This window comes from Halodesulfovibrio sp. MK-HDV (assembly GCF_009914765.1).
Classification (GTDB): Bacteria; Desulfobacterota; Desulfovibrionia; order Desulfovibrionales; family Desulfovibrionaceae; genus Halodesulfovibrio.
On record NZ_WYDS01000010.1, the window covers coordinates 28,807 to 54,599 of the forward strand.

At 42.5% G+C, this 25,793-nt stretch carries 22 protein-coding genes and 1 riboswitch; of the genes, 3 read left to right on the forward strand and 19 right to left on the reverse strand.

The features are described 5' to 3' along the window. The first annotated feature begins 151 nt into the window (after positions 1-151). A complete protein-coding gene (locus tag MKHDV_RS09310) occupies positions 152-535 on the forward strand; it encodes a hypothetical protein (RefSeq protein ID WP_160714582.1) in 384 nt (127 codons plus the stop codon). A gap of 103 nt (positions 536-638) precedes the next feature. Here the strand turns inward: MKHDV_RS09310 and MKHDV_RS09315 are convergent, their stop codons facing one another. From MKHDV_RS09315 to murJ, 5 genes are all read right to left on the reverse strand, one after another. Further along, a complete protein-coding gene (locus MKHDV_RS09315) occupies positions 639-1,577 on the reverse strand; it encodes an HlyD family secretion protein (RefSeq protein ID WP_216846899.1) in 939 nt (312 codons plus the stop codon). 15 nt (positions 1,578-1,592) lie between these two features. Continuing rightward, positions 1,593-1,826: a DUF1656 domain-containing protein gene (locus tag MKHDV_RS09320; RefSeq protein ID WP_371416024.1), complete on the reverse strand. Its 234-nt coding sequence runs from the start codon at positions 1,824-1,826 to the stop codon at positions 1,593-1,595. Further along, positions 1,805-2,365: a hypothetical protein gene (locus tag MKHDV_RS09325; protein ID WP_216846903.1), complete on the reverse strand. Its 561-nt coding sequence runs from the start codon at positions 2,363-2,365 to the stop codon at positions 1,805-1,807. Before MKHDV_RS09325 ends, MKHDV_RS09320 begins: the two co-directional genes overlap by 22 nt. Further along, positions 2,328-4,151, reverse strand: a complete 1,824-nt coding sequence (locus MKHDV_RS09330) for an FUSC family protein (protein ID WP_371416025.1) — start codon at positions 4,149-4,151, stop codon at positions 2,328-2,330. Before MKHDV_RS09330 ends, MKHDV_RS09325 begins: the two co-directional genes overlap by 38 nt. 290 nt (positions 4,152-4,441) lie before the next feature. Beyond that, on the reverse strand, positions 4,442-6,004 hold the full coding sequence (gene murJ / locus MKHDV_RS09335) for a murein biosynthesis integral membrane protein MurJ (protein ID WP_160714592.1): 1,563 nt from the start codon (positions 6,002-6,004) through the stop codon (positions 4,442-4,444). 290 nt (positions 6,005-6,294) lie between these two features. Next, positions 6,295-6,402: riboswitch (SAM riboswitch) on the forward strand. A 130-nt stretch (positions 6,403-6,532) separates the two neighbouring features. Between murJ and MKHDV_RS09340 the strand changes: the two genes are divergently transcribed. Next, positions 6,533-6,802, forward strand: coding sequence for a hypothetical protein (locus MKHDV_RS09340; protein WP_160714594.1), 270 nt, complete (start codon positions 6,533-6,535; stop codon positions 6,800-6,802). 91 nt (positions 6,803-6,893) lie between these two features. Here the strand turns inward: MKHDV_RS09340 and MKHDV_RS09345 are convergent, their stop codons facing one another. The 3 genes from MKHDV_RS09345 to MKHDV_RS09355 all read right to left on the reverse strand — a co-directional run bounded on the left by MKHDV_RS09345 (position 6,894) and on the right by MKHDV_RS09355 (position 10,964). Further along, a complete protein-coding gene (locus MKHDV_RS09345) occupies positions 6,894-7,391 on the reverse strand; it encodes an HAD family hydrolase (RefSeq protein ID WP_160714596.1) in 498 nt (165 codons plus the stop codon). Between the two features lie 263 nt (positions 7,392-7,654). Continuing rightward, positions 7,655-10,129, reverse strand: coding sequence for a DEAD/DEAH box helicase family protein (locus MKHDV_RS09350; protein WP_160714598.1), 2,475 nt, complete (start codon positions 10,127-10,129; stop codon positions 7,655-7,657). Position 10,130: 1 nt separating this feature from the next. Next, entirely contained in the window at positions 10,131-10,964 is an 834-nt protein-coding gene (locus MKHDV_RS09355) for a Hachiman antiphage defense system protein HamA (protein WP_160714600.1), read from the reverse strand. 570 nt (positions 10,965-11,534) lie between these two features. On the opposite strand from MKHDV_RS09355, the gene MKHDV_RS09360 reads away from it, so the two are divergent. Then, complete coding sequence (locus MKHDV_RS09360) at positions 11,535-12,653, forward strand: DUF3644 domain-containing protein (protein ID WP_160714602.1); 1,119 nt, start codon at positions 11,535-11,537, stop codon at positions 12,651-12,653. Between the two features lie 778 nt (positions 12,654-13,431). On the opposite strand, the gene MKHDV_RS09365 is transcribed toward MKHDV_RS09360, so the two are convergent. From MKHDV_RS09365 to MKHDV_RS09415, 11 genes are all read right to left on the reverse strand, one after another. Next, entirely contained in the window at positions 13,432-13,779 is a 348-nt protein-coding gene (locus MKHDV_RS09365; RefSeq protein ID WP_160714604.1) for a hypothetical protein, read from the reverse strand. A 108-nt stretch (positions 13,780-13,887) separates the two neighbouring features. Next, entirely contained in the window at positions 13,888-15,990 is a 2,103-nt protein-coding gene (locus MKHDV_RS09370; RefSeq protein ID WP_160714606.1) for an AAA family ATPase, read from the reverse strand. Next, a complete protein-coding gene (locus tag MKHDV_RS09375; RefSeq protein WP_160714608.1) occupies positions 15,983-16,447 on the reverse strand; it encodes a hypothetical protein in 465 nt (154 codons plus the stop codon). Before MKHDV_RS09375 ends, MKHDV_RS09370 begins: the two co-directional genes overlap by 8 nt. A 30-nt stretch (positions 16,448-16,477) precedes the next feature. After that, positions 16,478-16,924, reverse strand: coding sequence for a hypothetical protein (locus MKHDV_RS09380; RefSeq protein WP_160714610.1), 447 nt, complete (start codon positions 16,922-16,924; stop codon positions 16,478-16,480). Positions 16,925-16,939: 15 nt separating this feature from the next. Continuing rightward, on the reverse strand, positions 16,940-19,027 hold the full coding sequence (locus tag MKHDV_RS09385; protein WP_160714612.1) for an integrase: 2,088 nt from the start codon (positions 19,025-19,027) through the stop codon (positions 16,940-16,942). After that, on the reverse strand, positions 19,020-20,573 hold the full coding sequence (locus tag MKHDV_RS09390; protein ID WP_216846900.1) for a site-specific integrase: 1,554 nt from the start codon (positions 20,571-20,573) through the stop codon (positions 19,020-19,022). Before MKHDV_RS09390 ends, MKHDV_RS09385 begins: the two co-directional genes overlap by 8 nt. After that, the gene (locus tag MKHDV_RS09395) at positions 20,560-21,813 is read right to left on the reverse strand and encodes a site-specific integrase (RefSeq protein ID WP_160714614.1); all 1,254 of its coding nucleotides are present in this window, start codon (positions 21,811-21,813) and stop codon (positions 20,560-20,562) included. The genes MKHDV_RS09390 and MKHDV_RS09395 overlap by 14 nt, the downstream gene beginning before the upstream one ends. Before the next feature lie 131 nt (positions 21,814-21,944). Then, complete coding sequence (locus MKHDV_RS09400; protein ID WP_160714616.1) at positions 21,945-22,457, reverse strand: single-stranded DNA-binding protein; 513 nt, start codon at positions 22,455-22,457, stop codon at positions 21,945-21,947. 36 nt (positions 22,458-22,493) lie between these two features. Beyond that, entirely contained in the window at positions 22,494-22,841 is a 348-nt protein-coding gene (locus MKHDV_RS09405) for a hypothetical protein (RefSeq protein WP_160714618.1), read from the reverse strand. 2 nt (positions 22,842-22,843) lie between these two features. Then, complete coding sequence (locus MKHDV_RS09410) at positions 22,844-23,494, reverse strand: biotin attachment protein (protein WP_160714620.1); 651 nt, start codon at positions 23,492-23,494, stop codon at positions 22,844-22,846. Positions 23,495-23,506: 12 nt separating this feature from the next. Further along, on the reverse strand, positions 23,507-25,768 hold the full coding sequence (locus tag MKHDV_RS09415; protein WP_160714622.1) for a carboxyl transferase domain-containing protein: 2,262 nt from the start codon (positions 25,766-25,768) through the stop codon (positions 23,507-23,509). Positions 25,769-25,793 lie beyond the last annotated feature (25 nt).

Below are 25,793 nucleotides of genomic sequence, written 5' to 3' on the forward strand. Positions count from 1 at the left end.
ATAACAGCAAATCAGTCAAGCCCCACAGCCCGGAGAAGCCTTTGCTAACAATGATACACCTGTGTATATTGCTTAACATCTTAACATGCTATTTCTCGCGTAGTTACCAAAGGTAGCTGCAATAAAAAACAATCACGTGCAGGAGAATATAATGCCCCGCAATTTTAAACTTCCATCAAAAATTCGTTTCGAATATGACATCCGCGAAGGCATTAAACAACAATACACGCATGGTGTATGGGGCGGAGTGAACTCGCAGGGCGAAATAGAAATGAACTTCTATACAGAATCTGACAAGCTCCCCTCTTTCTCTGAACGGAACATAAATCCAGATGGAACATTAGGGCCGGAGCTCATCGTTCAGACAGATCAAAAGACTCTTGTACGAGATGTTCACTCACGCATTGTCATGAATTACCACACCGCACAGGCGTTGCGACAATGGCTTGATGAAAAATTAACAACGATTGAAACAGAAGAAACTGATCTCACCGAAACTTTCTTCGCTGAGCCTGAAGGCGGACTTGAACAATAGCCTGGCTACACGAACAGATGCCAAGTACGGCATGTTCAATAAAAATCAATACTGCTGAAGATATCCTTCTTCCACAGAGATACAATCACACATAAAGACCGGTCTAATAGCCGGTCTTTTTTTGTCTGACGCTTTGGCGAACCTCACCATCTTCCCTATACACCTCACCGCGTGCGTCAGTGTCTATCAGAATAGATGCTGTTGTCCCCACACGGAGTCGAACATTAGGCGGGATATGGGTTAGGTAAATTCTGATCGGAATACGCTGGGCAAGGCGAATCCACTCAAACGTTGCGTTAACTTCCGGCAGTAAGTTTTGCCCTAAGCTACTGTTTGATTGGTATATGCCCCACCCCAAGCTTTGAACCACTCCCAGAATTGGCGTTTCAGGATACCCCATAAGTGTAACCTCTGCCTTATCCCCTTTACGAATATTCCGAATCTCAGTCTCTCTGAAATACGCATAAATCCAATACGTAGAGGCATCGACAATAGAAACTAAAGGAACATCTGCCACAGACATTGTGCCTTTATATAAACTATAGTTCGTTATGTATCCGGACACGGGTGCATATACGTCCGTGAAATTCAAATCCAACTGTGCTGTTTCCAGTAATGCTTTTGATTCGTTAACTTTTGCATCTGCTGCCTGCCAGGCATATTCATACTGAACAAGTGCCTGACGAGCGATTGCGTCAACATCTTCCTCAACAAGCTTACGGGAACGCATAAGTACATCCAATGCTTCCGCAGCATTCGCTTCATCCACTTTCAACTGCGCTTTAGCCTGATTTACAGTCGCAATAAACGTACTCTTATCTACAGTGAACAACAGCTCACCTTTTTTCACATACTGATTGTCTCTAAATCCTACAAAAACAATAGGCCCCGTCACACGTGAAGCGATTGTAATGATGTCTGCCTGCACCTGCCCATCACGCGTCCACGGCTTAATCAAAAAATCCTCATAGCGCACCAAAAGAACAACAATTGCTGTTGCTACAAAAGCACATGTGAGAAACCATTGAAAAAGACGCCTCATACTCATAACCCTCTGTTATGCAGGAATTACATACTTACTTAACAAGCATGTGTAGAGCACTACCAATGAAATAAACACAAGTGGTGGGTAGCCGACATACTGAGAAATCCGAAAATAGTTTAAGACAAATGCCGTACCCAAAGCACACGTTACCCCTAAAATAAAATTTGCCAGTAATGGTGAAAAATAGATCCCTATAAAGGATAATTCATGTGGCATAGATCCTCCTAAAAACGCGGTTGTACCCATTTGTTCCAACCAATAGCCTTTGAGGCAACCATGTATTCGATCATCGCATTTGATAAACCGCGATTACGCCCAAGCAACAGGTAAAAAAATTCATTTCCCTGCTGGCTAACAGCCTGCCCTTCCATATCTGCCTGCTTATTTAAACGCTCTATTGCGTGCTCAAGCCCTTGCAATCGCCGCCGGACACTTTTCTGAATCTTGTCCGGATCAAAACTCGGTGAAAAAACTTTGTGTTCCAACAATTCAAATGTAGCAATCTTTGCATGGCGCCAATCATTCAACATATCCAACAACTCGTCCGGTATCGGAAAATTCCGTTCTTTTTTGTGGGTCAGGTACAAAGAAAAAAGTGCTTCCCCCAACAACTCAAAGGAAAAGATTACCTCGCCTATGCGCTTTCGTGGAATACCTATACGCTTTTCATCCATCAGCTCTGCAATACTCAGCATGGCCTGCGGAATACGGACAAAGTTCTGTAAACATGCTCTTAGCCGCACACGTTCAAGAAAAGTTATCTCGCCCGAAAGCGCTCTTGGCATTATGTCTAACAAATATATTGCACTTGAAAAAAAAACGCCTTCTCGCTTGCATAAAACGCCGTTCCGGAATGGGGTATGATGTAATATACAAACCAATACTCACCAAAATACCGGCAACCGCCATTGCCATCCCACTATTGAGAATCATCGTAAAATCGTAAGTCTGCACATTGGAAAATCTAGGAAGCGAAAGCCATGCAAGCATCATCGCCAACTTAAATAGTGCCTGATTCGCTTTTATACACACAAAATAGACCACAAAAGTCATGCAAAAAATAAGCGTTCCCAACTCGTAATATGTTGTCATATGCTGGAGTGTCAGCACATACACCACAATGGCAATTATGGCAGCTGATACATAATAAATTCCATCCCGCAACGGAGCATTAGTCTTCACAAATACCGAGATCAGCGAAAACGCCCCACCAAGCATTAAAAACTGCGCGTTATCCAACCCCGGAGGATACAAGAAAAACCAAATAATTACAGTCATAGAAAAAAGCACAGCACTTCGGAATGCATACATTACGTATTCATAATTCAAAGGAAATTCCCACGTATTTTTTACTATAAACGGCTTGGGTCGTTCCAAGGAATTATCGTGAAAAAAACAGTGATAATGCATTATCGCGTGAACCAGATTTCCCATCTCATTAAACGCCTCCTGTACAACTAGCACCTGAGCTTGCAAATAATGCGGAAGCTTCTGAAAGGCTGATTCATCACGCTTTAAGGAGATTGCCTCAGGAAAATTTAATAAATGCTCTGCATGTGACCCTTGCTTCATCGCGATAAGTCTTGTCTCCATCTGTCCCACTTTTGAGGCCAAATCCGGCAGAGAATCCTGCATGTAGTCCTTACGTAGCTCAGGAACAACCCACCCCCATCGCAACTGTGCCCGAACAAGTTCACGGGAATGAACAATAAAAGAGTGCCAATCATCGCGGTTTTCCCAAACGTTATAGGAATCTGCAATCGCAAATCCGACAAGCTCTTCAGTTTTATCTAAAGCTCGAAATGCCTTTCTCTGTAAAGCAAACACCTCTTTTTTACTCTTAGTCTGAACTCTTCTCATTTGTTCTTTAAACAATTCAGCATGAAGACTGGTCATTATACCGACTTGTTCTTGAAGAATCGGCCACGCACTGCGACGCCATAAAAGCAGTGTAACCGCTGTGTACACGGTCATTCCCAGACAGGTTTCTTCAAGCCGCGCCAAAGCATATACAAAAACTTTATCACTTTGAGGAATTGCGGTCGTAATAACCACGAGACACACAAAAGAGATGGTGAAGAAAAAATACCCGTTAACCTTACACGCCTGCAAAAAGTACATGCAAATACCACAGTAAATTATCAGTATCGGAAACAGGAAAATTGGCTGTTGAGGAAAAATGGAAAAAATAGCCAATGCAACCGTTCCACCGATGAGAGTACCGGGGATTCCCACAAGAGCTCGGCGATAAGCCTGCCCTGTTGTTGAAAAACTCATCATAAGTACGGCGAATGCTGCCCAGTATGGTTGCTTAAAATCGAGATAAAAAGCCAGTGCAACAACAATACTCATTGAGAGAGCAGGCTTAATGGCATCAATGACACGCAGTTGAAAATCATGCGACAAGGATCCCTCGCCCCATGCTTCAAGTTTATGTTTTAATGCGGACAATGATTCCATTTGCACCTCTAGTTGCAGCCATAAAAAAACCTGCACGATGACCTTAAACTCTCCTGATTCAATCTCGAAAACATTTGCGCCTAGCGTGGATATGTTGCACATCCCTGCCATCCTAGTACTGCTGCTTGTCTATGAATGATCATCAGAAAACAGCGATGGCATAACCATCTATGTTCTTAGTAATAGTTAAACACACCTGACTCGGCTTACATGTTATTTGTGGAGTATCATTAAGAAATTGTCATCTCGCGCATTGCTACAAAGAGCATAAAAAAAATCCCTTCGTTAATACGAAGGGATTTTTGAGGTTTAGAACTTTAGTCAGCTGATTATTACGAAACGATACCACATCATGCCCGATAACTAATCAAGAGGCATAGTGCCTTGATGATTTTTAAACCCTATGCACGTCGCAATATACGCTTACGAACAAAGGTCACAATCGGCTCAATCGCTTTAGGTGCAAGCAACATTGATGTGCACATGTACAGTACACAGAAAAGGGTTCCGCTTACGGCCAATGACACAAAGGCTCCGGTTAACGGCCTTCCGTCCAACAAGAGAGGAATCTGCTGCACTACATAAACTGATGCCACCATTGCAGGCACACACAGCACTGCTGAAAGCAAAAACATGCGCACCACGCCCTTAAAGGCGTCGCCACCAAATCTACGCTTCCAGACGGCAGAAAGAGCCAAAGTATAGAGTACAACAGACATGGTGCCTGCCATTGCAACACCCATTACACCAATTGTTTTTCCAAGGTACCAATACACAGGAATTGCAATAAGAGAAATGACTGTCCCCACTACCGCAGGGGTAATGGTATCTTTATGGGCGTAGAAAGCGCGCCCTATCATTTGCTGCACTCCCCAGAAAGCCACGGAAGCAAGCATAATTTGCAGAAGCGGTGTCGCGCCAAGAGTTTGCTCTACACCAAAACTTCCCTGCTGGAAGATAAGACGGAGCGTTGGCTCTGCGGCGCTGATCATCCAAAATGAAAGAGGCACAATAAAGAGCATCGTATTACGTAATGCTCTGCTGAGTGTGGTGTTGAACGCCTCTGTATCTCCCTTGGCAACTAATGCCGCAAGGAAAGGATATGAGGCTACACCTGCGGCTTGCGCAACAACGCCTACCGGCACGAGCATAATTCGACGGGAATAGTTCAGCAGGCTCACAGCACCGTCGCCAGTGAGTGAACCGAAGATCCGGACAAACTGCTCATCAAGAACAACAACAGATTGGCCAATCATAAGCGGCAACGCAAGTAACACGAACTTTTTTAGTCCCGGATGACGCAGGGTGAAGTGCCACTGAAATCCTCCGTTGCGAACAGCTAAATATGGCAACATAAAGCTACCTGTTGCTGCACCGAAGAGCACACCCCAGCAGAAACCTTCCATGCCGTAATCGATCATGAAAAGGCCGCCAATAATGATGCTCGCGTTGTACACAAGGGGAACAAGTGCCGGAACCACAAATTGCTTACGCATATACAGCACACCGGAAAAACATGACCCAAGTAAAAAAAAGATCTGCGCCGGTAAGATAATACGCAGGAAATAAGTAAGACGCGCAATTGAAGGGGCATCAAATCCCGGTGCGGCAATCTTGGCTAAATACGGTGCCCCGACCCATGCCACGCAGGTACCGGCCGTGATTACGATACACACCCAGAACAGCACAGAGGAAAGAAACTTCCAGCCGTCCTCTTCGCTATTGTTAAAATATTCTGCAAGTAACGGGATAAGTGTAATGGAAAAATACCCGCCCGCGAGCAGGTAATTGAGAAAATCCGGAATAACAAATGAGGCAAAATAAATATCAGACTCTATGGACGCACCGTAATAAAAAGAAATAACTTTATCACGAATAAGCCCCATAAATCGCGACAGGAAGATGCTGACAGCCATAATAACTGCCGCAACGCCCATGTGCTGTCTGCCTGTTAAAAACGCCATATGTGCGTTCGCTCCTTACATAAAAACCCATAAATAGTATGGCATACTGCGAATACTATCTGCTCATACAACAATTAACGTTACCTACCTTATCGAAGTCTGAAACACCACTTATGGTTTCTCCGGCATTTTGTCGAAAGATACAATTGTGTTAAGAATAGAAAAAACAACAATCTGTTTTTCTTGCTATAGCTTTCATATATAGCATATAACCATCCACAATAACAGCAATATCAGCTTTCGCACATTTACTGCTTGACTTTATTAAAAGTTGGATCATACTAAGTTCATACTCATGCAGAGGACACGAGGGATTTGGCCCATCGACTGTCCGGCAACCTGTACTACTAAATAGTGCAAGGTGCTAAGCCAACCGCACACTGCGGAAACCATGAGGCTGTTTGTACACGTTCAGCCTCTCATTTTTGAGAGGCTTTTTTTTATTACTTCGGGCGGATTTATAGCGATTGCGCGCCCGGTCAAAAATACAGCTAATAGCTTTCCGGATTCCGGATAAGGAGATTGTTTATGTTAGCCTTCTTAACACAATTTGCAGAAGCCCCAAAAGCAAATATAGTGTTTTTGTACCATGATTCCACCGTGCAACCTGCCCCTGCGCAGTACGCCGACCCATTGGAACTCTTAGGCGACATACGAATGCTTCATCTTACGCAGGCACAAAAAAACGAACTGCGGGAATTACTTCGTAGCGATCTCGTCACAAGTGACGAGCGTGAAATATGGCGCCACAGAGCGCTAAGGAAAAACTTGATCCATTCTCTTGGTCGAATAGTTTAACCTCCCAATGAGAAAGCCAAAGGAAGTGGTCCTTTGGCTTTTTTTATGACAAATCATCATGAAATTCGCTTCAGCATATTTCCAACTTCAACTAGAATCCTAACGAGGCCAGAGCATCATCCAGTTCTGCGTATGAATGAATAGTGCGCATCCGAGCTTTTTCTTTTCGCTCATCACTATGCAAGTTGAACCAGATGCCGTTCATTCCCACTTCTGTTGCGCCCCAAATGTCATCCATATAGCTGTCGCCTATCATCACAACCCGTTCAGCAGGAAGTTGTAGGTCCTTAAGAGCATATCTCCAAAATTCTGCCCACGGTTTTGGGCGTCCTGCTCTGCCAAAACTATATACCGATGAAAAACAATCACTGATTCCCAACGGTTTAAATGCCGCAAGCATTGCATCATCACTGGATTCAGAAGCATTTGTAGCCAACGCTACACGCCAGCTTTTGCTTGCGTGTTTAACTGCTTCAACAGCCCCGTCCACAGCAGGTTCTTTTGACCAACCTCTCTCTTCACCAAGGTAGACTGGCATGGTCTGCATCAGTGTTCCACCCCAGTCAAAAAGCAACGCTCTATCAAACATGATTATCCCTTTTGTATCTTCGTACTATACAAAAAAACCCGAAGGCGAAAAACGCCTTCGGGTAAATATATAGATGAAACGGCGACGACCTAGAAGGGTTATATACGGAAAAAAGTGTAAATAGCATTGTATGTGTAGGTAATATAAAGATTTTTTTTGACAGCTCTACAAAAAGTGTAAATAAACTTCGCCTATTGACTACTTTATTTACACTTTTGAACTAAAAAAACAACCCACGCCACACATCCAAACAACACTGTCAGCTAATTTTCTTCCGCTACATTTAATAACACTTCCTGACGATGGATATATCCAACACCATCTTCTTCAAGCTTATTATGTAATTCAGGATTAAAACTTAATTGATCATCATCTAAAATTTGAAAGTAGTTTGAATATTCCGTTAAAAGCATTTCGGCAAACGTTCTACTAAAGCCATTTCTTATCAAAGAAATCACTTTAGGGTCATTAGTCCCGTATTTAGCAAGCAAGTAGAAGTCCTCATCAAGCATCTCAAGCTCATTTAAAATTTCAACAAATCTAAACAAGTCATGTTCTAAGAAGTCTTCTTCTTCCTTAATTCTAACAATTGCAAAGTTTACTTTCTCAACAAAACTACTACTTCCAATTCGTGTAAAATGTTCTAAATATCCCTCCGGCTGTGTTGTATCACCCCATTTCCCTACAAACACTAACGCTGTTGGAGGAAGTTGGTTCCAATAGTCGATCATCTGTCTAATCATTCTTGCATATGAATACCTTCTGATCTTCCAATCAAGAAACATTGCATAAAACATCTGGGCTTCTTCTGCTTTTAAGCGCACTAGGTTGCGATTCTTAGATTGGTCTGTCTCTAGGTGAGCAATAAACGCTTGGTAAATTGCCCGCATCAATAGTCTAGAATTATCAATCAACCCGAATTCATCAGAAATATTATCCAAGGCGCTCTGAATAGCATTCTCACAATCTAGTGGATCAAGTTCTGAAATATTATTTTCGAGTAATTTTAACCCAGCGTCAGTACAAACACGCGGCAAATCAGGGTTGCCTGATATTCCTTCTTCCATATTTTCAAGACGTGTCATCACACGCTCAAATTCATCTCTATTGTCATCGGTTATCTGAACTGGATCTAATAATATATTTTCCGGTTCATCTTTTATCGTTTTAGTAACGTGCATCACTTCAGTAACAAACGAATTAAGATTCGCTTTTACTCTTCCATATTGATCACTGCCAACAACATGAATTTGCGGTTGAAGCTTTTCGATAGCTTTAATTTCATTTGACCTAAAAATATCCCCAAAACGATTTACCCTTCCGATTAAATTCTTAAACTGAGAAGGTGACATCTTACGAATACCTTTACGGATATCTAGCAAAAACATTCTTTCAATAGGAAGATTTACCCCTTCTAACAAAGTAGATGTTGATACCAAATACTTAATATCGTCACAGCTTGTATATAAGTATTCGACATAGTTCCGAACAGCCTCAGGCATTGAGCCATGATGATAAAGAACGCCTTTTTTGAGGCAACGCAAAAGTAAATATTTTTTATGCATTGCTTCACCAATTTCAGAAATTGCCTTTTCTGCAGTTGATGAATTTATTTTAGGAAGATTTTTTGCAAGCCGTCGTGCAAAATCTTGAGCATCTTTGGGTTTATTAAGATAAACAATATTTTTATTTTTTGAATAATCAATTACATGTTCTAGATAATTTTCAGCATCATTATCATGTTCAAAAAAGTGATTAAAAAAATGATCGTAATAAGAAAAAGATTTTTCAAACGCTCTATAGTCAGCCACAAATATCTTTTCGGACTTAACATATTCACTTATTTTATAGTTTAAAGATTCAAAGTTAGAATCTTTAAATGACAAACTAGAAGGCTCTTGAAGAAAAGGGGTTAAAAACTTAAATGCTGTATCCGAATTACGATAAGAAAGAATTTTAATAGTCGAAGTCAACAATATCTCACGGTCGCCTGCAGCAAGCATGTTGTGCGCTTCATCTACAAAGACCAAGTCAAAAGCCATTTTTTTATCTGCAGTAAGGATTCTACTTAATCTTTCTTGTGTTAAGACATAAACAGATTCGTAATCATCCACTCTATGCATTTCTGGATGTGAAACAATTCGCTTAACCCAATCGATTTTTTCATCAAGAATTCTTTTTCGTGTCTGTGCTAAAAGTGCCTTTGAAGGGACAACAATGCAGACCCTACTGCCCCGTGATTGTTTAATCCCAGACACAATTAATTCAGATTTCCCATACGAAGTTGGAGCGACAATGATAGCTGTATTTCTAATATTTGAATCAAAAAAATTGTTTAAACGGTTCTGTTGCTCAGTAAACACAACCCCTTTTCTTCGATAATTTTCTATAAACCCATCAACTACTGTAGGCAAAAAAAGACCTGCTTCCATAGACATAAAGTCTTCAAGGGTCCTAAGTTGATTAGTAACCGGATATAGTCCTAAATTAATCGATAAATCATAAAGAGGGGTAAAATCTTGAGTTTTGTTAGAATATTCAAGAGCCATTCTATACCCAATCTGGCGCAAGTGTTGATCTTCTACATTACTAAACAAAGCTATTATAGATAAAATTTTTTCCCGGTTAGCTAAGTTTAATTCTTCATTTGAAAATAACTGACTATAAACATCTAGAAATTCAACATATTTATTTTTAAAACTTTTATGCTTGAGAGAACGTAAGGTCAACTTCGACATATCAATTCCCTTTCGCTGTTAATTCAGATTGTAAAAAATCTACAACCTTAGAAAAGGTACTTTTCTGAATATTAACAACAATTGTATCGCTAAATGTTCCTGCTTTTTTCAAATCAGCAAGGCATTTTTTGGCAGGCTTGTTAGTAATTTTGTTTTTCAGTGATTCAAAAATATTTGAAACAAGAATAACGCAATGATCTTTACTGGTAGCTTGTCCTGTAGTTGTAGCCTTTCCACTATCTTTTAAAATACGTACAAGCGCTTTTTTGAAATCTTTGTCTTCTGCTACAGCATTACGCACTGAGCTAACGGCATTGTACCAATACATCTTTTCTTGTTCATTAAGACGCTTCTTTAAGTCATTTTTTGCTAACCCTAAAAATTCGGCAGTTGTCTGATCAACATTTTTATCTTTATGTAAAGTTCCAGACTTTACTTCTGTTATCCAAACAGACCCTGCAGAGGGTTTGGCCAAAATAAGATCAAACCCTTTCTTAATTGATTTTTCTTCTTGGTTAAAAAAAGCAGAAACGACATCAAAATCACCAAGGACTTCAGTCAAAATAATATGAGCTAACAACTCACCGACAATCCCTTTCTGCGTTGCTTCCGACTTCTTGTTATAACGATCCAAAAAAGACTCTATTGTACTGTAATAACTATAAATATCACCATAGTCTTCAGGGTCAACATCTTCCACCACAGCTGCCCCGTGACAAATTGAAGAAAAATTTTTTCGTATCAGATCTTTTATTTCATCTGACAACTCAACAACATGACATACAGAATAGTCATCTTGTTTTTCTAATGATATACCAGAAAACAATTCTTTCATGGTTGCCCCAAAGTCTATTCTATTCAAGTAATTGATCTTTTACTATCACCCCTTAGTGACTACTCACTTCCGCTACTAGAATTTGGCTTAATTGTCTAACATACTTAAATATAGTTTTATTTTGATCAAACAGATTTAAATACAACAAAAGTAACCACCTGTTTTTACCAAGGCGGATCATTATTTTACTGCTTATGGCAATCAACTAGGCATAGTAAAAAACGATTGCAATACGCCTGACAGAAGTCCTATGTACTTAAATTACAATAGGTAACCCCGTTACTTCCAAAGCTTTTTATATCAAACATTGAATATTCTTTATTTCTACTACGCAACCAAGCGCACCAGCCCCCTCTCCATAACCTTGAAATATCATGATATTTTATTCACTACAAATACCACATGAAGATCTCACAGTATTAAGTAAGATCATATACAACAGCCGTTAACCGAATTCAGATAATGCCTCGATCGGTTGACTATGAAAATCGGATAGTATCTATTCGGATTGAAATTTGGATGTGTAAACAACATCAATACCCCTAAAATACAGTAGAAGTGAGCACTTGCATGGAAATCGATCTCCCCATTACACTTAGAAAAGGCAAAGCAAAAAGTATTCTTGAGTCATCAATTGATTCTGCTCTACTTGCCATCGAAATCTACAACAAGCCGAGAACAGCATTCAGAAGTGAAGGCTATATAACGATGATGGTCATAGCTTGGACAAAACTGTTTCATGCATACTTTCAAGCTACGATTGGGGATAAATATTACTACAAAGAATCAACTGGAAGATATAAAAAGAAAAATGGTGAAAAACTTGCTTGGGAACTAACAACCTGCATCAACCAATACGATAAATTAAACGACACAGACAATCTTCCTGAACCTGTTGTTAAGAACATCAAGTTCTTCATTGCAATCCGCAATAAAATTGAACATCGTCATATCAATAAGAAAGAAGTTGATGTTTCAATTTTTGGAGAATGCCAATCTTTTTTATTCAACTATGAAAGCTTACTCATCAAATTATTTGGTGAGGATCATGCTCTTCACGAATCATTGGTGTTTGCACTCCAACTGTCACACATCAGACAAGGCAGTCAAATTAAAGCGAACAAATCAGCATTGGCAAAAGATGTGCAAGACATCAAAAAATTCATTGATGACTATAGGACATCGCTATCTGAAGAAGTTTTCCATGCACCTGAATTTAGCATTAAACTGATGGCAATTCCTAAGGTTAGCAATACCAACAGAGGGGATGTTGCAATTGAATTTATTCCGCTAAGTCAGCTAGCAGAAGAAGATCGCAAAATGTGTGAATCAATTGGAGCTTTGATAAAAGATAAACGGGTCACTGTTGAAGGGCGCAACATTGGCAAGTTTAGACCTGGAGCAGTCTGTACCAATGTAAACGAAAAACTTGGTTCAAACGATTTTAAAGTCCATATTCATACTTGGCTAACAAGAATTTTTAAGATTCGCCCTAAAGCTGGTGCAGAAGACCCTTTTGATACAAATACTAAGTATTGCCATTACGATGAAGCACATAATGACTATCTATACAATGAAGACTGGGTAGATTTTATTGTAAATTTCTTTGCTGAAAATAAGATGACAGTGGATCAGCTACGAGAAACTAATTCTAAAGATGAAGCCCTGCTCATTAAAGATTACATTTAATGTAAGCTTTCCCGTCGAGCAGACAGTCTCAAATTGAAGTTTTCATCATTGTCAATTTAAACATATAGCAGTTGACATGTTGCCACGATTTTTATAAAAAAATTTCCCTACTAAAATGATTAGTTACAATCATTTTAAAACATTTTGGGAGGTGCCCCATGTCAACATTTTTGACATCCGCCTCCGTGGCCAGCGAACCTAAAATAGCTGGTATTCGATAAGGTGGGGGAAACAAGAGCAACGAATGAAAGTCTGATCAAACTTTCTGTCTTGTGAGCCAACATCATGACTTAGAGGTTGTAGCTAGACTAGCTACACAAAAGCAGCTTGGGAGGAAGGAATGACCCCGCCGTTAATAGTTACGGAGAGAGATGGTCGCACCCGCAATGTGACGGGCAAGCCGAGGTTCCGCAGTCAGCCCCAAGCACACCTCAAGAATTGTATGTTCTCATAAAACAAATTCACCAGTAATTATTAGGACTTGCTGGCCCCGAAGGGGATAGGTCAGGGGTAGCCGTCGAAACACTTTCGAGTGTCACGGAACTATCTATAATAAAAAAAAGGGCGGCCATTTGGTCGCCCTTTCCTTTATCCAAAACTACTGCCGCAGCTTTCTGTTTTTTTATGAATCAAATATTGATTTACCCTAATAGCCCAAAGAACATAGAAAAGACCTTCTTGCGATTTTTTACAGCAAGGTAGTAGGGGCATTTTTTTAATTAATCTCGTTAAACTTCTGCTGTGCGATCATCACACCAAACTCAGCGACAGGCTATATCTAGTGTACTTCTTGACGACTAAGCACAAAATCGACAGCGCTGGCACCTGCAGCTTTAGCGCGTACTGTAATTTTTGCTGTTGGGTCAAATTTTACGAAGTCTGCTAATTTCTTGAAATCAACCAAATCGTAGAATGTTACGCCTTCTTTAACTTTATGATAGTCCTGAACTCGGTTTCCCGTGTATTCAGATTGATATGTAACCGTAACTGGTTCACTAATGTTCATTTTTTCTATACCGGCATCTTCGGCAGCGCTTATCATGGCTGAAAACATCGAAGGGCCGTTGAGTTTGGAAAAATGTATGGAATAAGCTGATTCAATTTTAACAATTCGCGTACTGGACATATTCACAACCTCCTTTATTAAAACGATTTCTTATTTAATATTTTGTTTTACAAAAAACACACACGAGAACAATGTATTAATTTCAAATAGTTACACAAAACTTAGTCATTAAACAACAGCTCCCACATGTCGCTGTTGTGTGAATGCAGGTGCTCGTACTGCCGTTTCAAATGCTTCCCGACCCCCGACAAACACGACCTGTTCGACACCACGGGTCAGTGCGGTGTAGATCAATGCGTGATCCAAAATCCTAGATTGCGTTACAACAACGGCAACCCTATCAAACTGGCTCCCTTGCGCTTTATGTACCGAAATTGCGTAGGCTAATTCTAGTCGTTCTGCTGCTTCTGCTGCGGGAATGGCGTGTACTGTCCCTTCAAAATCAACGTGGATTTTACCCTCGTCGACATCAACAACACGTCCCAGAGTACCGTTCATCAGCCCCCGTTCATAATCGTTAACGAGATGGATGACCGGTTCGCCTATTGCCACTGGATAGTCAGGTTCATTCTTTGCACTTGATTCATGAAAAAATGCATTCACAGCATTAATGCCGGCTGTCCCCATTCGGATCGCAGATAACACCTGCCATTCATCACCGTCCCAGTCGTTTGCCAAACGCTGCAGGACAGATGTTACCCCGTCGTTGTCGCATTCAATAAATGATATTCCCGTCTGTGTTCCTGCATAGGGCGAAATGTCGGGAACTATGTGTTCACGAATGGATGCGGCAATAAGTGGAATCCCTGTTTCTGCTGCTTGACGGTGTACTTCTGTCAATTCTACACGAGGAACCACAGCACTGGATGCCAGTTGATGGAAAACTAATCCAAACCCGATTGGCGGCAGCTGTGCTGCATCACCGATTAGTAGAATCCTGACATCCATCGGCGCATGCCGTAATATCTGAAACATGGATGTCAGATCCAGCATCGATGCCTCATCAATAACAATCAGACTGCCGGAAGCGACTTCCAGCTGTCCCGTCCGTACAAGATGTAAAAATTTAGCAATGGTCATAGCATCATGCCCAGACGCTTCACCCATTCGTTTAGCAGCTCTTCCCGCCAATGCCATTTGCACGACGTCAATCCGCATTTTGCTGGCAACAGAATGAATTACCCGCAGCACTGTGGTTTTCCCGACCCCAGCACCGCCAGTCAGTACACTGAATGGTGCTTTAAACACCATGTTAACTGCTGCCCGTTGTTGTGCATTTAATGCGAAGCCTTGGTGCTGTTCATTTTCAGCAATCGCGGTGCTTATGAACGCATCATGGGCAGATGCGGTTGGGAACAGGCCCCCTTGTGTCATGCGTTGATCACGTTTATGATTCAGCATGGAATGGATGCGTTCAGAAATGCGTTGTTCCAACGAAGCAGCCCCCACAGGCTGGAATCCATTATCATCGCCTACAATAGCGTTTTCAGACGTCGCAAGGGCGATTGCAGTGCGAACGTCGTTATCGGTCACCCAACGTCCCAGAAGGGCTGGTAAACGTTCATGCAGGATTTGTATGGGGGTCATCGTATGACCATCATGCAGTCGTGAATAGAGCACTGCTTCTACAGCGCCTACCAAACGGCGAGTATCGTCTAATTGCAGTCCCATTTTCGTAGCAGCGGCATCGGTTCGTGTCCATGATGTAAACGCCAGCATGTAATAGGGATTACGTTCCAACATCTGAATTGCTTGTGTTCCCCAGACACGGCGGAGCTTGTTTGCCAGCCGGATATCAAATCCGTGCTCGTCCAGAAATGCAACCACTGCGGCTTCCGCTTGATTTTCCGCCCATACACTGACTAGCTGACTAGCCATGGATGCCGACAATACACTGGATAATCGTTCTGCATCCCCTGCATTCAGCAGATCCACAAGCTGGTCACCGAACGCATCATAGATGGTTTGCGCCTTGCCTATGCCGATGCCTGAAAAGCTAGGATGGTCTGCCAAATAGCGGACAAGTAACCGCCCCTTGGGCACCACGTAGCGGGCATGCTGCGCATACAACTGCCACCCGTACTTGGAATGTTCTCGAAATTTTCCCGCAATATCCCATAGTTCTCCAACAACGGGAGGACGAGGCATGATGTTTTTTCCTGCAACAACACGAACGCTGTTCCCATCTGGGCTGCGCCCAGAAAAAATGACAGCGCCATCAGGTGCCAGATACGTTAGCGTGCTGACGGTCAGTGTTGTGGAATCAGGCATGGCGTGGTGGTTCCGGGATGCGTCGGCCTGTTTGAATTGTCATGTCCTCACGTCCCATTTGCTGACGTAGGGCAACTAACTGTTGTCGAAGTTCTGCGTTTTCAGCGACCAGTACGGCATTTTTTTGTTCCAGCTGGATGATGCGACGCTCCATTTGGCGCTGTTTGGTCGGATGTTCTGTTGCAGCACCGGATTTGACAGCCCCAGTAGACGATTTGGATGACGCTGTTTTAACGGCGGGGAGACTGGGGATACCCCGTGATTTTCGGGCGTCCTCCAATAGCGTTTTCATCCGTGGGTTCTTGTATAACGACTGGCGCGGTACTCCAGCATCAGCAGCAATTTTAGACATGTTAAGCATACCGTTAGAACCGACCGGCAGCTGGGTTGTTTCATTCAGATACTGCTGCAATATGTGCATGTATTTTTGTCCGATTTCCTTACCGCTTTGTCCCATTATGCCCTCCGATGATCACATCACGTATTACTATGATGCTTCTGGTGTAGCATCACGATCAACTTCTGCTAATGAACGATTCAAATATGCTTCATCCAGCCCTTTTATAGACGCATTGGTTGACCAAACTATAAACTGCAATAGCAGTCGTTCATTTTCTGCCGCCAAACGTTCATTTTCTGCAGTCAAGTTCTTATTACGATCTATTAAAGCCTGCACTTCTTTGGGCGTAAAACTTTCAGGACTTCGTTCTGTACGTGGTCGTGTTCTGGTTAATTGGTTTCTTCGATCTTGATACGCTTTTTGTATACGGAGATGGTTGCTTAAAGTTTGGCGGGAGTAGACCCGTCCCGTTCGTTTTTCTATTTTTTCTGCAAACAAAGCCCACGTTATTTTTCCTTGCCATCCATCTAATATTTGAACGATTTCTTCTATCATTTCATCGTCTAAATTTCGTCCTCTTTTCTTCCTTCGCATCTGCGCATTCCCCTCTTACATTGCTAGTGATCGTCTAAGCGCTTTTTCTTCTTTTTTTTTCTTTTTTCTTTTTGCAGTCAATTTTTCATTAGCAGCTTGCCCAATTCGTGACGCTGGTCTGATATCGCGCAACTGAATTACACTACCTGTAGGGATATTAGGGTCATCCATTATATCACAAAGTTTACGCAAAAGGTTGGTAGTATGTGCATGATGTTCATACCAGCGATCAATTTTATCGTTACGCTTTTTGGAGTCACTTTTTCGTCGTTCTACTTCTGCAGTTACCTGCTCTAGCAGTGCTTCTTGTTCTTCCAACTGTTGTCGAATACGTGCTGTTTTTGTACTATCCCCTTTAAGGCAAACATGTTCATTACAATTAATACAATCCAGATACTTATCACATGTTGACATAGTGTAATCATGAACGCAGTACCCAAAGTCTGTCGTATGTGCTGTCGTGATTTGCAGCTGTGCAAAATCGTCACGCTTTATCAAGTTTTTCTGCTTTGGTGCTGCAGTAATAGGGGCTAAACCGGTATCTGTGTTCCCTACAGTATTTCTAACCATTTTTACAATATCTTTTGATGTGCTATGATCGTAATCATCATTTTGGCGCAAATCGACCCGCCCGCTCCATTTGGCAATATCCAGTTCACCCACACCAGCTTGTTGCGATTTCGTATTCAAATAATGTCGAAATTCGTGAGTATGGACAGTCATTGGACTACCATCTATTTCTGTTAATCCGAATTCCTTAAAAATGGAGATCACACTGGTTTTTTTTGCCCCTGTGCGTCCTGCAAGCCCATCATCCATTTGCCCCATGGTTATCGGTTCTATTAAGCAGCTATAGTTCTGGTACTTTTTAGCAAACATATCTTTGGGAGCAACCATTAATGCGTCGTGCAAAAGCAGGTTTTTCGTGTTGTCAGCATACGGGAAATGTATAGGGAGCATTTTTAGAACTGCCTGTTCAATACTAGAAAAAGAAAAATGATGTGCGTTACCTACTTTTTTATAAGGTATCTTTCTAGTTTTACACCACTCTTGGGCTGATTTTGCTTTTTTTCGCCCCCCCCATAGCACTAAATTTATTTCTGCCGATGACAGCCATTCCTGATTGCGTAAATAAGCAAGATCCGCTGGAAGAAAAATTTCGTTGGGGTTTTCATAATACCACTTGGCTATATCACGGGCAGGCTGGGTGATTCTTCGGATTCTTTTCATCGCCTCACGTGCTACATCAACCAGTACAGTAACACGCCATTTAATCATAGGTCTGGCACCCTTTGACGGCACCCACCTATGTCCGTAGGCTTCATCTTCGCCGTCAGAAAAAGTGACCTCGCAATCTTGATGCAGCGTCAAAACCTCACTAATGCGATCAGGTGCACTACACATGAGGACAGCAATTGATGCGATTAAAATGTGCCTGTCTTCTGTTGCCGTTCGAAAAATATGTGGCAATGCGCCTAATAACAATTCTTGAGACGGCATTTTTTCTTGACGCCGTTTTTCCGCTTCTGCACCACACCGACCCATTGGATCCTTTTGTCGATTAATAGGATTTTTCCAGTTTAATGATACCATCACTAACCATTTTTCATCTAAAAAATCGGCAATTTTTTGTAGTTGTCCCCCCGTTTTGTACGCCACACTTTTGCTATAATGCTGTTTTGTTAACTGTGCAGCCCTATTCAGAATGCCTGCATCAATTTGAATAATGGGGATTTCGATATCATTTTCGGTCAATGCTATTTCTAGCATCCGCAATGCTTCCAGTTGGCGTGCTAAATTTTGCACTGGTCTGCGCGTAAAAATGTATCGCAGATATGCTTTGGCAAATGGTTGGAAAAAAACAGGAAATGGTTGTTTGTCTTTATTTTTTGTAGCTGCTGTTTGTTTTGTGAAGAAAATTCTATGCCTCTTACTCCCCATCCCTTTTACAGGCAAGAATTCTGTAATATCCCACACATAGTCATCGAATTGCAAATCTTCACCAAACGCAGTGAGATCATTACGGGCAAATGCGATAAAATCATTCAGATTTCGTTGTGCGTCTAATTCGTGCTGGGGCGTGAATATTAGGATTTTAGCCATCAAGTGCTCCCATTTCGTCGTTTTGCTGTTTGCACATGGCGACCACTTCCGCCACCGCTTTTATCGTTAGATCGTGGACTGACGCAATGCGATTGCCTAGTTCCCCCAATCGTTCACGTTCGGCTATCAATTTTTCTAAAATCTGTTCATGTGGGCCATCTAGCCACGCATTAAACAACACACAGGTATAACAACCTAATGGTACTGAAAATGAACAAAAACTATGCTGTCCACATGTTCCAACAACAGCAAAGTCTTGTGTATATTGAGGGGCGATGATCTGTTGCTTGTCACCACCATCAGGTGTGTTCCGTCCATCAACCAGTTTACCTGCAAATGCCTGCGCAATCGGTGCTAGGTGCAATGCCAACTTTTTGTCTATCCTTTTAATGATGGCGGGTGTCGCTTCAACATAGATGCCAGCATTTTGCGTATCCGTATGATCTAACAGCTCCGCAATGACCAGCTCCCCCCACCCTTCATTAGCTGCGACTGTCCCTACGGTACGACGAAAACGGGTAGCTGCTATATGAATAGGGTCACCTGTACGTTCGGAACGTACATTCAATGGTTGAAAGATCTTCTGCAGACGTTCTGTTACCCGACTATTTTCCATATGAAAGGCGAATAGACCAGACGTAAGCGTTTTCTTTTGACGTTCTGGAAACAACGGTAATTGCTCTACATCGTCAACCAATGAACCAAAATCGTTTTTCACATCTTGTACATAGTTCCATAAAAGTCTGCCAATTTCTGGGTCTTTAAAAATTCGTTCGGCAAATTTAGTCCGAGCACGGGTGCGTTTTTTTGCAGACGGGATACGTAACAGATATTCCAGAGAACCATCTGTTTTTTCGATCAATTTAACATCGCAGACCTTGAGCATCACGACTTGGGCAGGGCGTAGGCCAAAAAACATAACAATAATGCACAACAAAAAATCTTCGGTCGTTACTTTGCCTGTAGTATATCCGCGTTCTAATGTAGACGACAACGCACTGCGTTCAAGATGGGTGAATGGTCCTTCTGTCAGATGATGGGTTGCAACGGCAGTTCCTTTAATATTTCCAGACAACTTCAATTCGTTTAGAACGGCAATAGCATTATCTGTAATACCTATGCCGCTTAGCTTATACCATCGTTTAAAAAACCCTCTTAATCGCCCCAGTTGATATTCCTTCTGCCTCGTGAGTGTCGCACGGTAGTTCAATATATGAACATCAGTAATTTCTGATAGCTGTTGCCCGTCGGAAACAGTGGACAAAAAGTGTTTTAAACTCGAAAAGTTATTACCTAGAGTGCTTGGCGATTGATATTCTGCACACCATACCAGTACGAGCTTTAAACCAAGGACAAAATCTGCGGTCACGTCTTTCAAGGAAAGAAAGTTCAAATGTATTTTTTTCCCAGCATCTATATATGACCAAACGTCATTTCGTGGACAAAATAAGGCTCCGTTTTTAGTTGTCACAATTTCAGGTAACAGTTCGTCAGCATCGTTGATCTGTGTGCTGTCATGCAAAGAGCGTTCACTATTTGTCCTCATCTTTTACCACCTTGAAGTTATATTGATCCTGAACGGTTAATGAGGCTTCTTTACCTAGCTTCTTCGTTTTTTTTTGTGTGTAGTGTTCCGTCATTTTAGATGAACGCCGCCATCCGTTTTCTATACACAGCATGCGTTCTATCGTCGCCTCGGAATGACCCTTTTTATACATAATTTCAGCTAGGTTAGTAGAATATGTATGCCTGCAGATATGTCCGGTCAGTTCTTTGGGTAGCTGATCGATTTTTTTGCGCAAAACTATGAAAATATCGTTATATGAAGTCGCGGCTAACGGTCTGCCTGTTGTAGATGAAATGAATATATAAGGGTGGGATTCGGTACCGGCGACCTTATTTCTAATATCTATAACAAAATCATACAGCAACTTGACCAAATCGGTCGTGAGCGCCTTTTCGCGTGCTTTAGTTTTTGTCTTTGGCTGATGTAGCCTAGGATCTTCGGGATCATCGGGGCGACGTGCAACAAGCAGCGATTCATCTTGAAAATTCAAATCATCAATCTTTAGCCCCAACAATTCCCCACGTCGTATCCCTGTACGAATTAATACTTGAATTATTACAGCATTTCGCCAGCGCACCACATAGCTCTTCCATGGATTATGCGGAGAATCTGGGTCAGTTATATTATACAGAAATTGAATTACATCGGGATCTAACGCCATTTGCGAATCAACTGTACCACGGTCAGTTACCATCGGAACTTGCGCTTCTAGATTGTTCAAAACCCTTGTCTGATTTCGTCGCAGCCGATTGCGGATCTTCGCATCCAAATTATGGTTTCTGATGCCTAGTTCAATTGCCCATCTTAAAAAACGACGAATTGTCTTCAGACGATTAGCAGTTGTTGCAGATTCGACAGTTAGATTAGTGTCCCTATATGTATCTAAAAAATGCACGTTCTTTTTTCGTGTCTTTTTACGTGTTCCTTTAAATGATTGTTGGCAATATCTGCCCAGACCAGCAATTTCATCAAGGACAAATAGTTTCCCGCTCCAAACACGTTGCATCACATCAATGTTTGATTCAGAAAAATAATCCAAAAGCAATTTTATTTCACGCAACGCTCTGGCAATACTTTCAGAAGCGTGTCCCCGTTGTCGTAGCATGGTGACAGCGTATAGATTAGGATAAAATTCAGGTCGTCCTGTAATATGATTTAGCAAAACAGGAAGTCGTTCACCGTTTGGAAACCGTAGCGTCTTAACTTTTAATTTGCTCATATTTATTTACACTTTTTTTTACGTGCGACTGGCAAGTTGGGGACATTGTGCCCAAAAGTGTACATAACAAAAAAAGCCAACCCGTTCAACGGGTTGGCTTATATTTATTTACAGTCTTAACTGTACGTATATCAGAAAGGTACGTCGTCCATTCCACTTGCTTCGGATGGGAATGCCGGACCAAGGTCTTCATTACCGGAATCATACTGCTGCTTTTGTTGCTGCGGCTGGAAATTATTGTTGTTGTTCTGCTGCGGACGCGGAGCGTTATTCTGCTGGTAGGAACGACGTTCGCCGCCGCCCTGCTGCATGGAATCACCCTTGCGATCGAGGAACTGCACTCTCTGTGCTTTAATTTCCGTAGTATACCGGGTCTGACTCTGCTGATCCTGCCACTGGCGAGTCTGAAGTCCGCCCTCAACATACACAAGGCTTCCTTTGCCAAGGTAGTTAGCGCAGTTTTCAGCCACACGCTGGAAGACAACCACTCGGTGCCATTCAGTGCGTTCCTGCTTGTTGCCTTCACGGTCAGTGTAGGATTCGTCTGTCGCTACATTGAAGTTAGCGATAGGCGTACCATTAGCCGCGTAACGCAACTCAGGGTCTGCACCAAGACGACCGATGATCATCACTTTATTCAGCATTATTGGACTCCTTAAAATTAATCTTATCCACGATTCTTACTCGTTCGGTAAATCTTTTTCAAGGTCTGATAATGCATCTTCTATTTTATCTGTAAGCTGGTTTGCTTTCTGAGGATTCCACTCACTTAATGCTTCTTCAAGCTCCTGACGGAGCAAAAAAATCGCATCAAGCGGCTCTTTGGCATACGCCTTCAACTCATCAGACCATTCAGCAAAGCGACATGCATCCACCAGTGTTTCGATCATTTCGACCACACCGCTTTTTGCCATATAGCGTTGCTGTTCTCTAGGAAAGGCCAGCTCGAATAAACGAGGCCATTCCTGCTGAACTTCTTCTTCTGAGTACGTAGACGCCCAAACGCGAACCTGCAGAACTTTACCCATGCTTACTCCTGTTCAACCCATTCGGTTTGTACACGGACAACTACGTCTTCAATAAGAGAGAGCTGATCCGGAGGACAAACACCAATAAGAGCTGCACCTGCATCAACGTTTTCATTATGCTGGAAATAAACGGAGTAAATTGCGCCGTCCGGTCCAGAATAGTTAAGCGGTGCTTCTCGTTTCATACGGGACATAATGAACAGTTCCATACCATCGTGCACAGTGACACTCTGGGAACCGGAACTTTTAATCTTGCTATCAACCTCTGGTGCAAAGTAGTACTTCGCACGCTCAGGAGCTTCAAACAAGTATAATGCTTTTTTAAGAATGATGCTGAGAACTTCATCTTTAGAGAGGAAGTGACGCAGGCGCACAAGTTCAGTGCCTGCATCTACAAATGTGCCTTCAAGCTCAGTGTAGATTTTTTCAACAACACCTTTCTGGGTTGCACGGATTATTTTGTCGTTGCGCTCGCGCTGCAAGGTTGCAAGTGCAGTACCGGGAATTTCGTTCCAAGTACCTGTTGCACCAATAACGCGATCACCCTCTTTGATAGAACCAAAGGATACTACGCCGGTATGAGGAGCGGTAATAACCAGCTCTTCGTACGGAGAAGCTTTAATCTCTTCAAGAAGTTTGGAAATGTCGAGCATATAAAGCCTCCACTATCTGTAGTAAAGGTTACGGCCGCCCATAGTCATAAGCGCCTGAGATAAATTGTGTCGCGCATCACGACGGTCCCAGATACCCTGAATGTGACCACGGCTGAGAGCCTTCTGGGCACGATGGTAATCTGGCGGAATATCCATACCGGTTGTTTCTTTAATTACACCAGGACCCGCAAAACCGATGTTAGAAGAACGGATTGCGAACTGGTAAGGAGAACAACCAAGGAAACTAGCAAGCGGGCCTGCGTAAGAGTTGGTATCGTACAGAACGAGGTACAGACCACCAGCGTCGATGTAACGGCGAACAGCCATTGTACAACGAGGCATCTGAATTACGCCGTTAACACCTTCCTGAATACGAATGCCTGCAGTGCCATGAACATAACTGATGAACGGGAAACGTTTTTTCTTCGCACGTTCGGCAGCCTGAATGAACTTTTCACCTTCTGCAGCACCAACAGTACCACCGCGGAACGGTGCGATAAGGGTTGCAACAACAACTTTTACGTTGTTAATGCGAGCCTCAAAGGTGGTGCAGGAAGATTTAAGACCAGTCTTATTCTTAGCCTGCTCAAGCTTAAGGTCAAAGCCTTCAAAGCCGAGCGGGTTAGCAGATTCAACTTCAGTGTTAAACTCAAAGATAGAGCCCGGATCAAAGATGTTGTGCATGTACCACTGGTATTCCATAGGGAAATGGTGGCCACAGCTGTTACACACGCCAGCATACTCACCGAAAAGGTCAGGAGCCCAAAGGTCCTGACAACCATGAGTATCTGAGTTTGGACATGTAATAGCACGGTCATCTTTAGCACGTGGAGAAATATAGCTCCACTGGCCTTTGCCCTGATCTTCCTCGTCCCACTGAGAAAGCATAGTAAGCTCTTTCTCTTTGTCGGCTTTGGAGCTGCTGGCCGGAATAGCTTTAGTAAGCTTTTTCCAAGGGCCTTTCACTTTGTCCATCAGAACACGGGCTTCCGCGTCTACTTCTTCCACTGCGTACATCAGTTTTTTCTGATGTGAACGCCACAGATCGTATTTAAAGTAGGAATATGTATCCCAACCTTTTTCTACGAACCATGCTGCCACGCGACGATGAATCGGGCGACGGTCGATGAATGCAGACTTGGAGAGTTTATTAAACTTAGCATGGCGCTTGGCGATAAGACGATTGCGAGCCTTTCTGCTCAAGCTCCAGCGTACATGGATGTTTTCAAGATCAAGATCTTCAATAGATTTACCTTTACGACGACGCAGTGCCATAGCACGGAAAGGAGAAAATCCTTTTACGTTCAGAACAACTTCGTCAGTTGCGCGGATAACTTCCTGACGCAAAGTACGGAAGAAATCGTAATGGTAAGGACGAGCACCAAGTGCCGGTTCCTGAATTTTATGATCAATGTATCCCATGCGCACGTTATCATCAGCAGTAATTTTAAGCTGATGTGCGCATTTTTCAACAAGCTCCGGTCCAGCACGTTTCCCATCACGAAGACGGCCTTCAATAGCTGCCGCACCTTCAGGGGAAATAACAGAATAGTACCCGTGTGAGAGCATCAGACGACTATCAGCAAGACCGATAGCTTCTGCACCACCGGAGCCACCTTCGGAGAAGACTGCTACAACTGGTACACTGAGTGCTGCCATTTCATACAGGTTTTTTGCAATCTGCTGTGCTGCGCCAGGTGCTTCTTCAACAGGGAAAGAACCCGGAGTGAATACAAAAGTATGCACAGGAATGTTCTCGGTTTCTGCAACCTTCATGTAGTGCAACGCCTTTGCGTTACCCCAAGGCTTTACAGAGCCACCGTTACGAAACTCTTCGCCGTGCCCTTTTTCCTGACCAATAACCATAACCGGCTGATGGTAAACACGCTTGCCGCTGCGACGAGTAATGTACGCACGAGCAATCAACATTGATGGATCAATGCTGTTTTCGTCTTTACCACCGATTTCGGTGTAGTTATCGTATACGTTTTCTAAAATATCACGAAGACAAATACGCTGGGAATGTCGTACAATGCGTACCTTGTCCATCGCGGTAAGTTCGTTTTCAAGATTGCGTTCGACAAAACCAAAAAGATCTTCAAGCGTCGCGAGTGCTGCGAACTTGTCTTCAGTAGACAAGCCGTTCTCGCGCTGAATGAATTCTTCAAGTTTTGACTCAAGCAGACGGATATTTTCCTGCTGCTTATTACCGAAAACGTCTTTGATGTACGTAAGACGCTCGGTTAAATGCTGTGTTCTCTTTTCGGTATCCATATAGTCTCCCCCGCGCCGCTAGGCG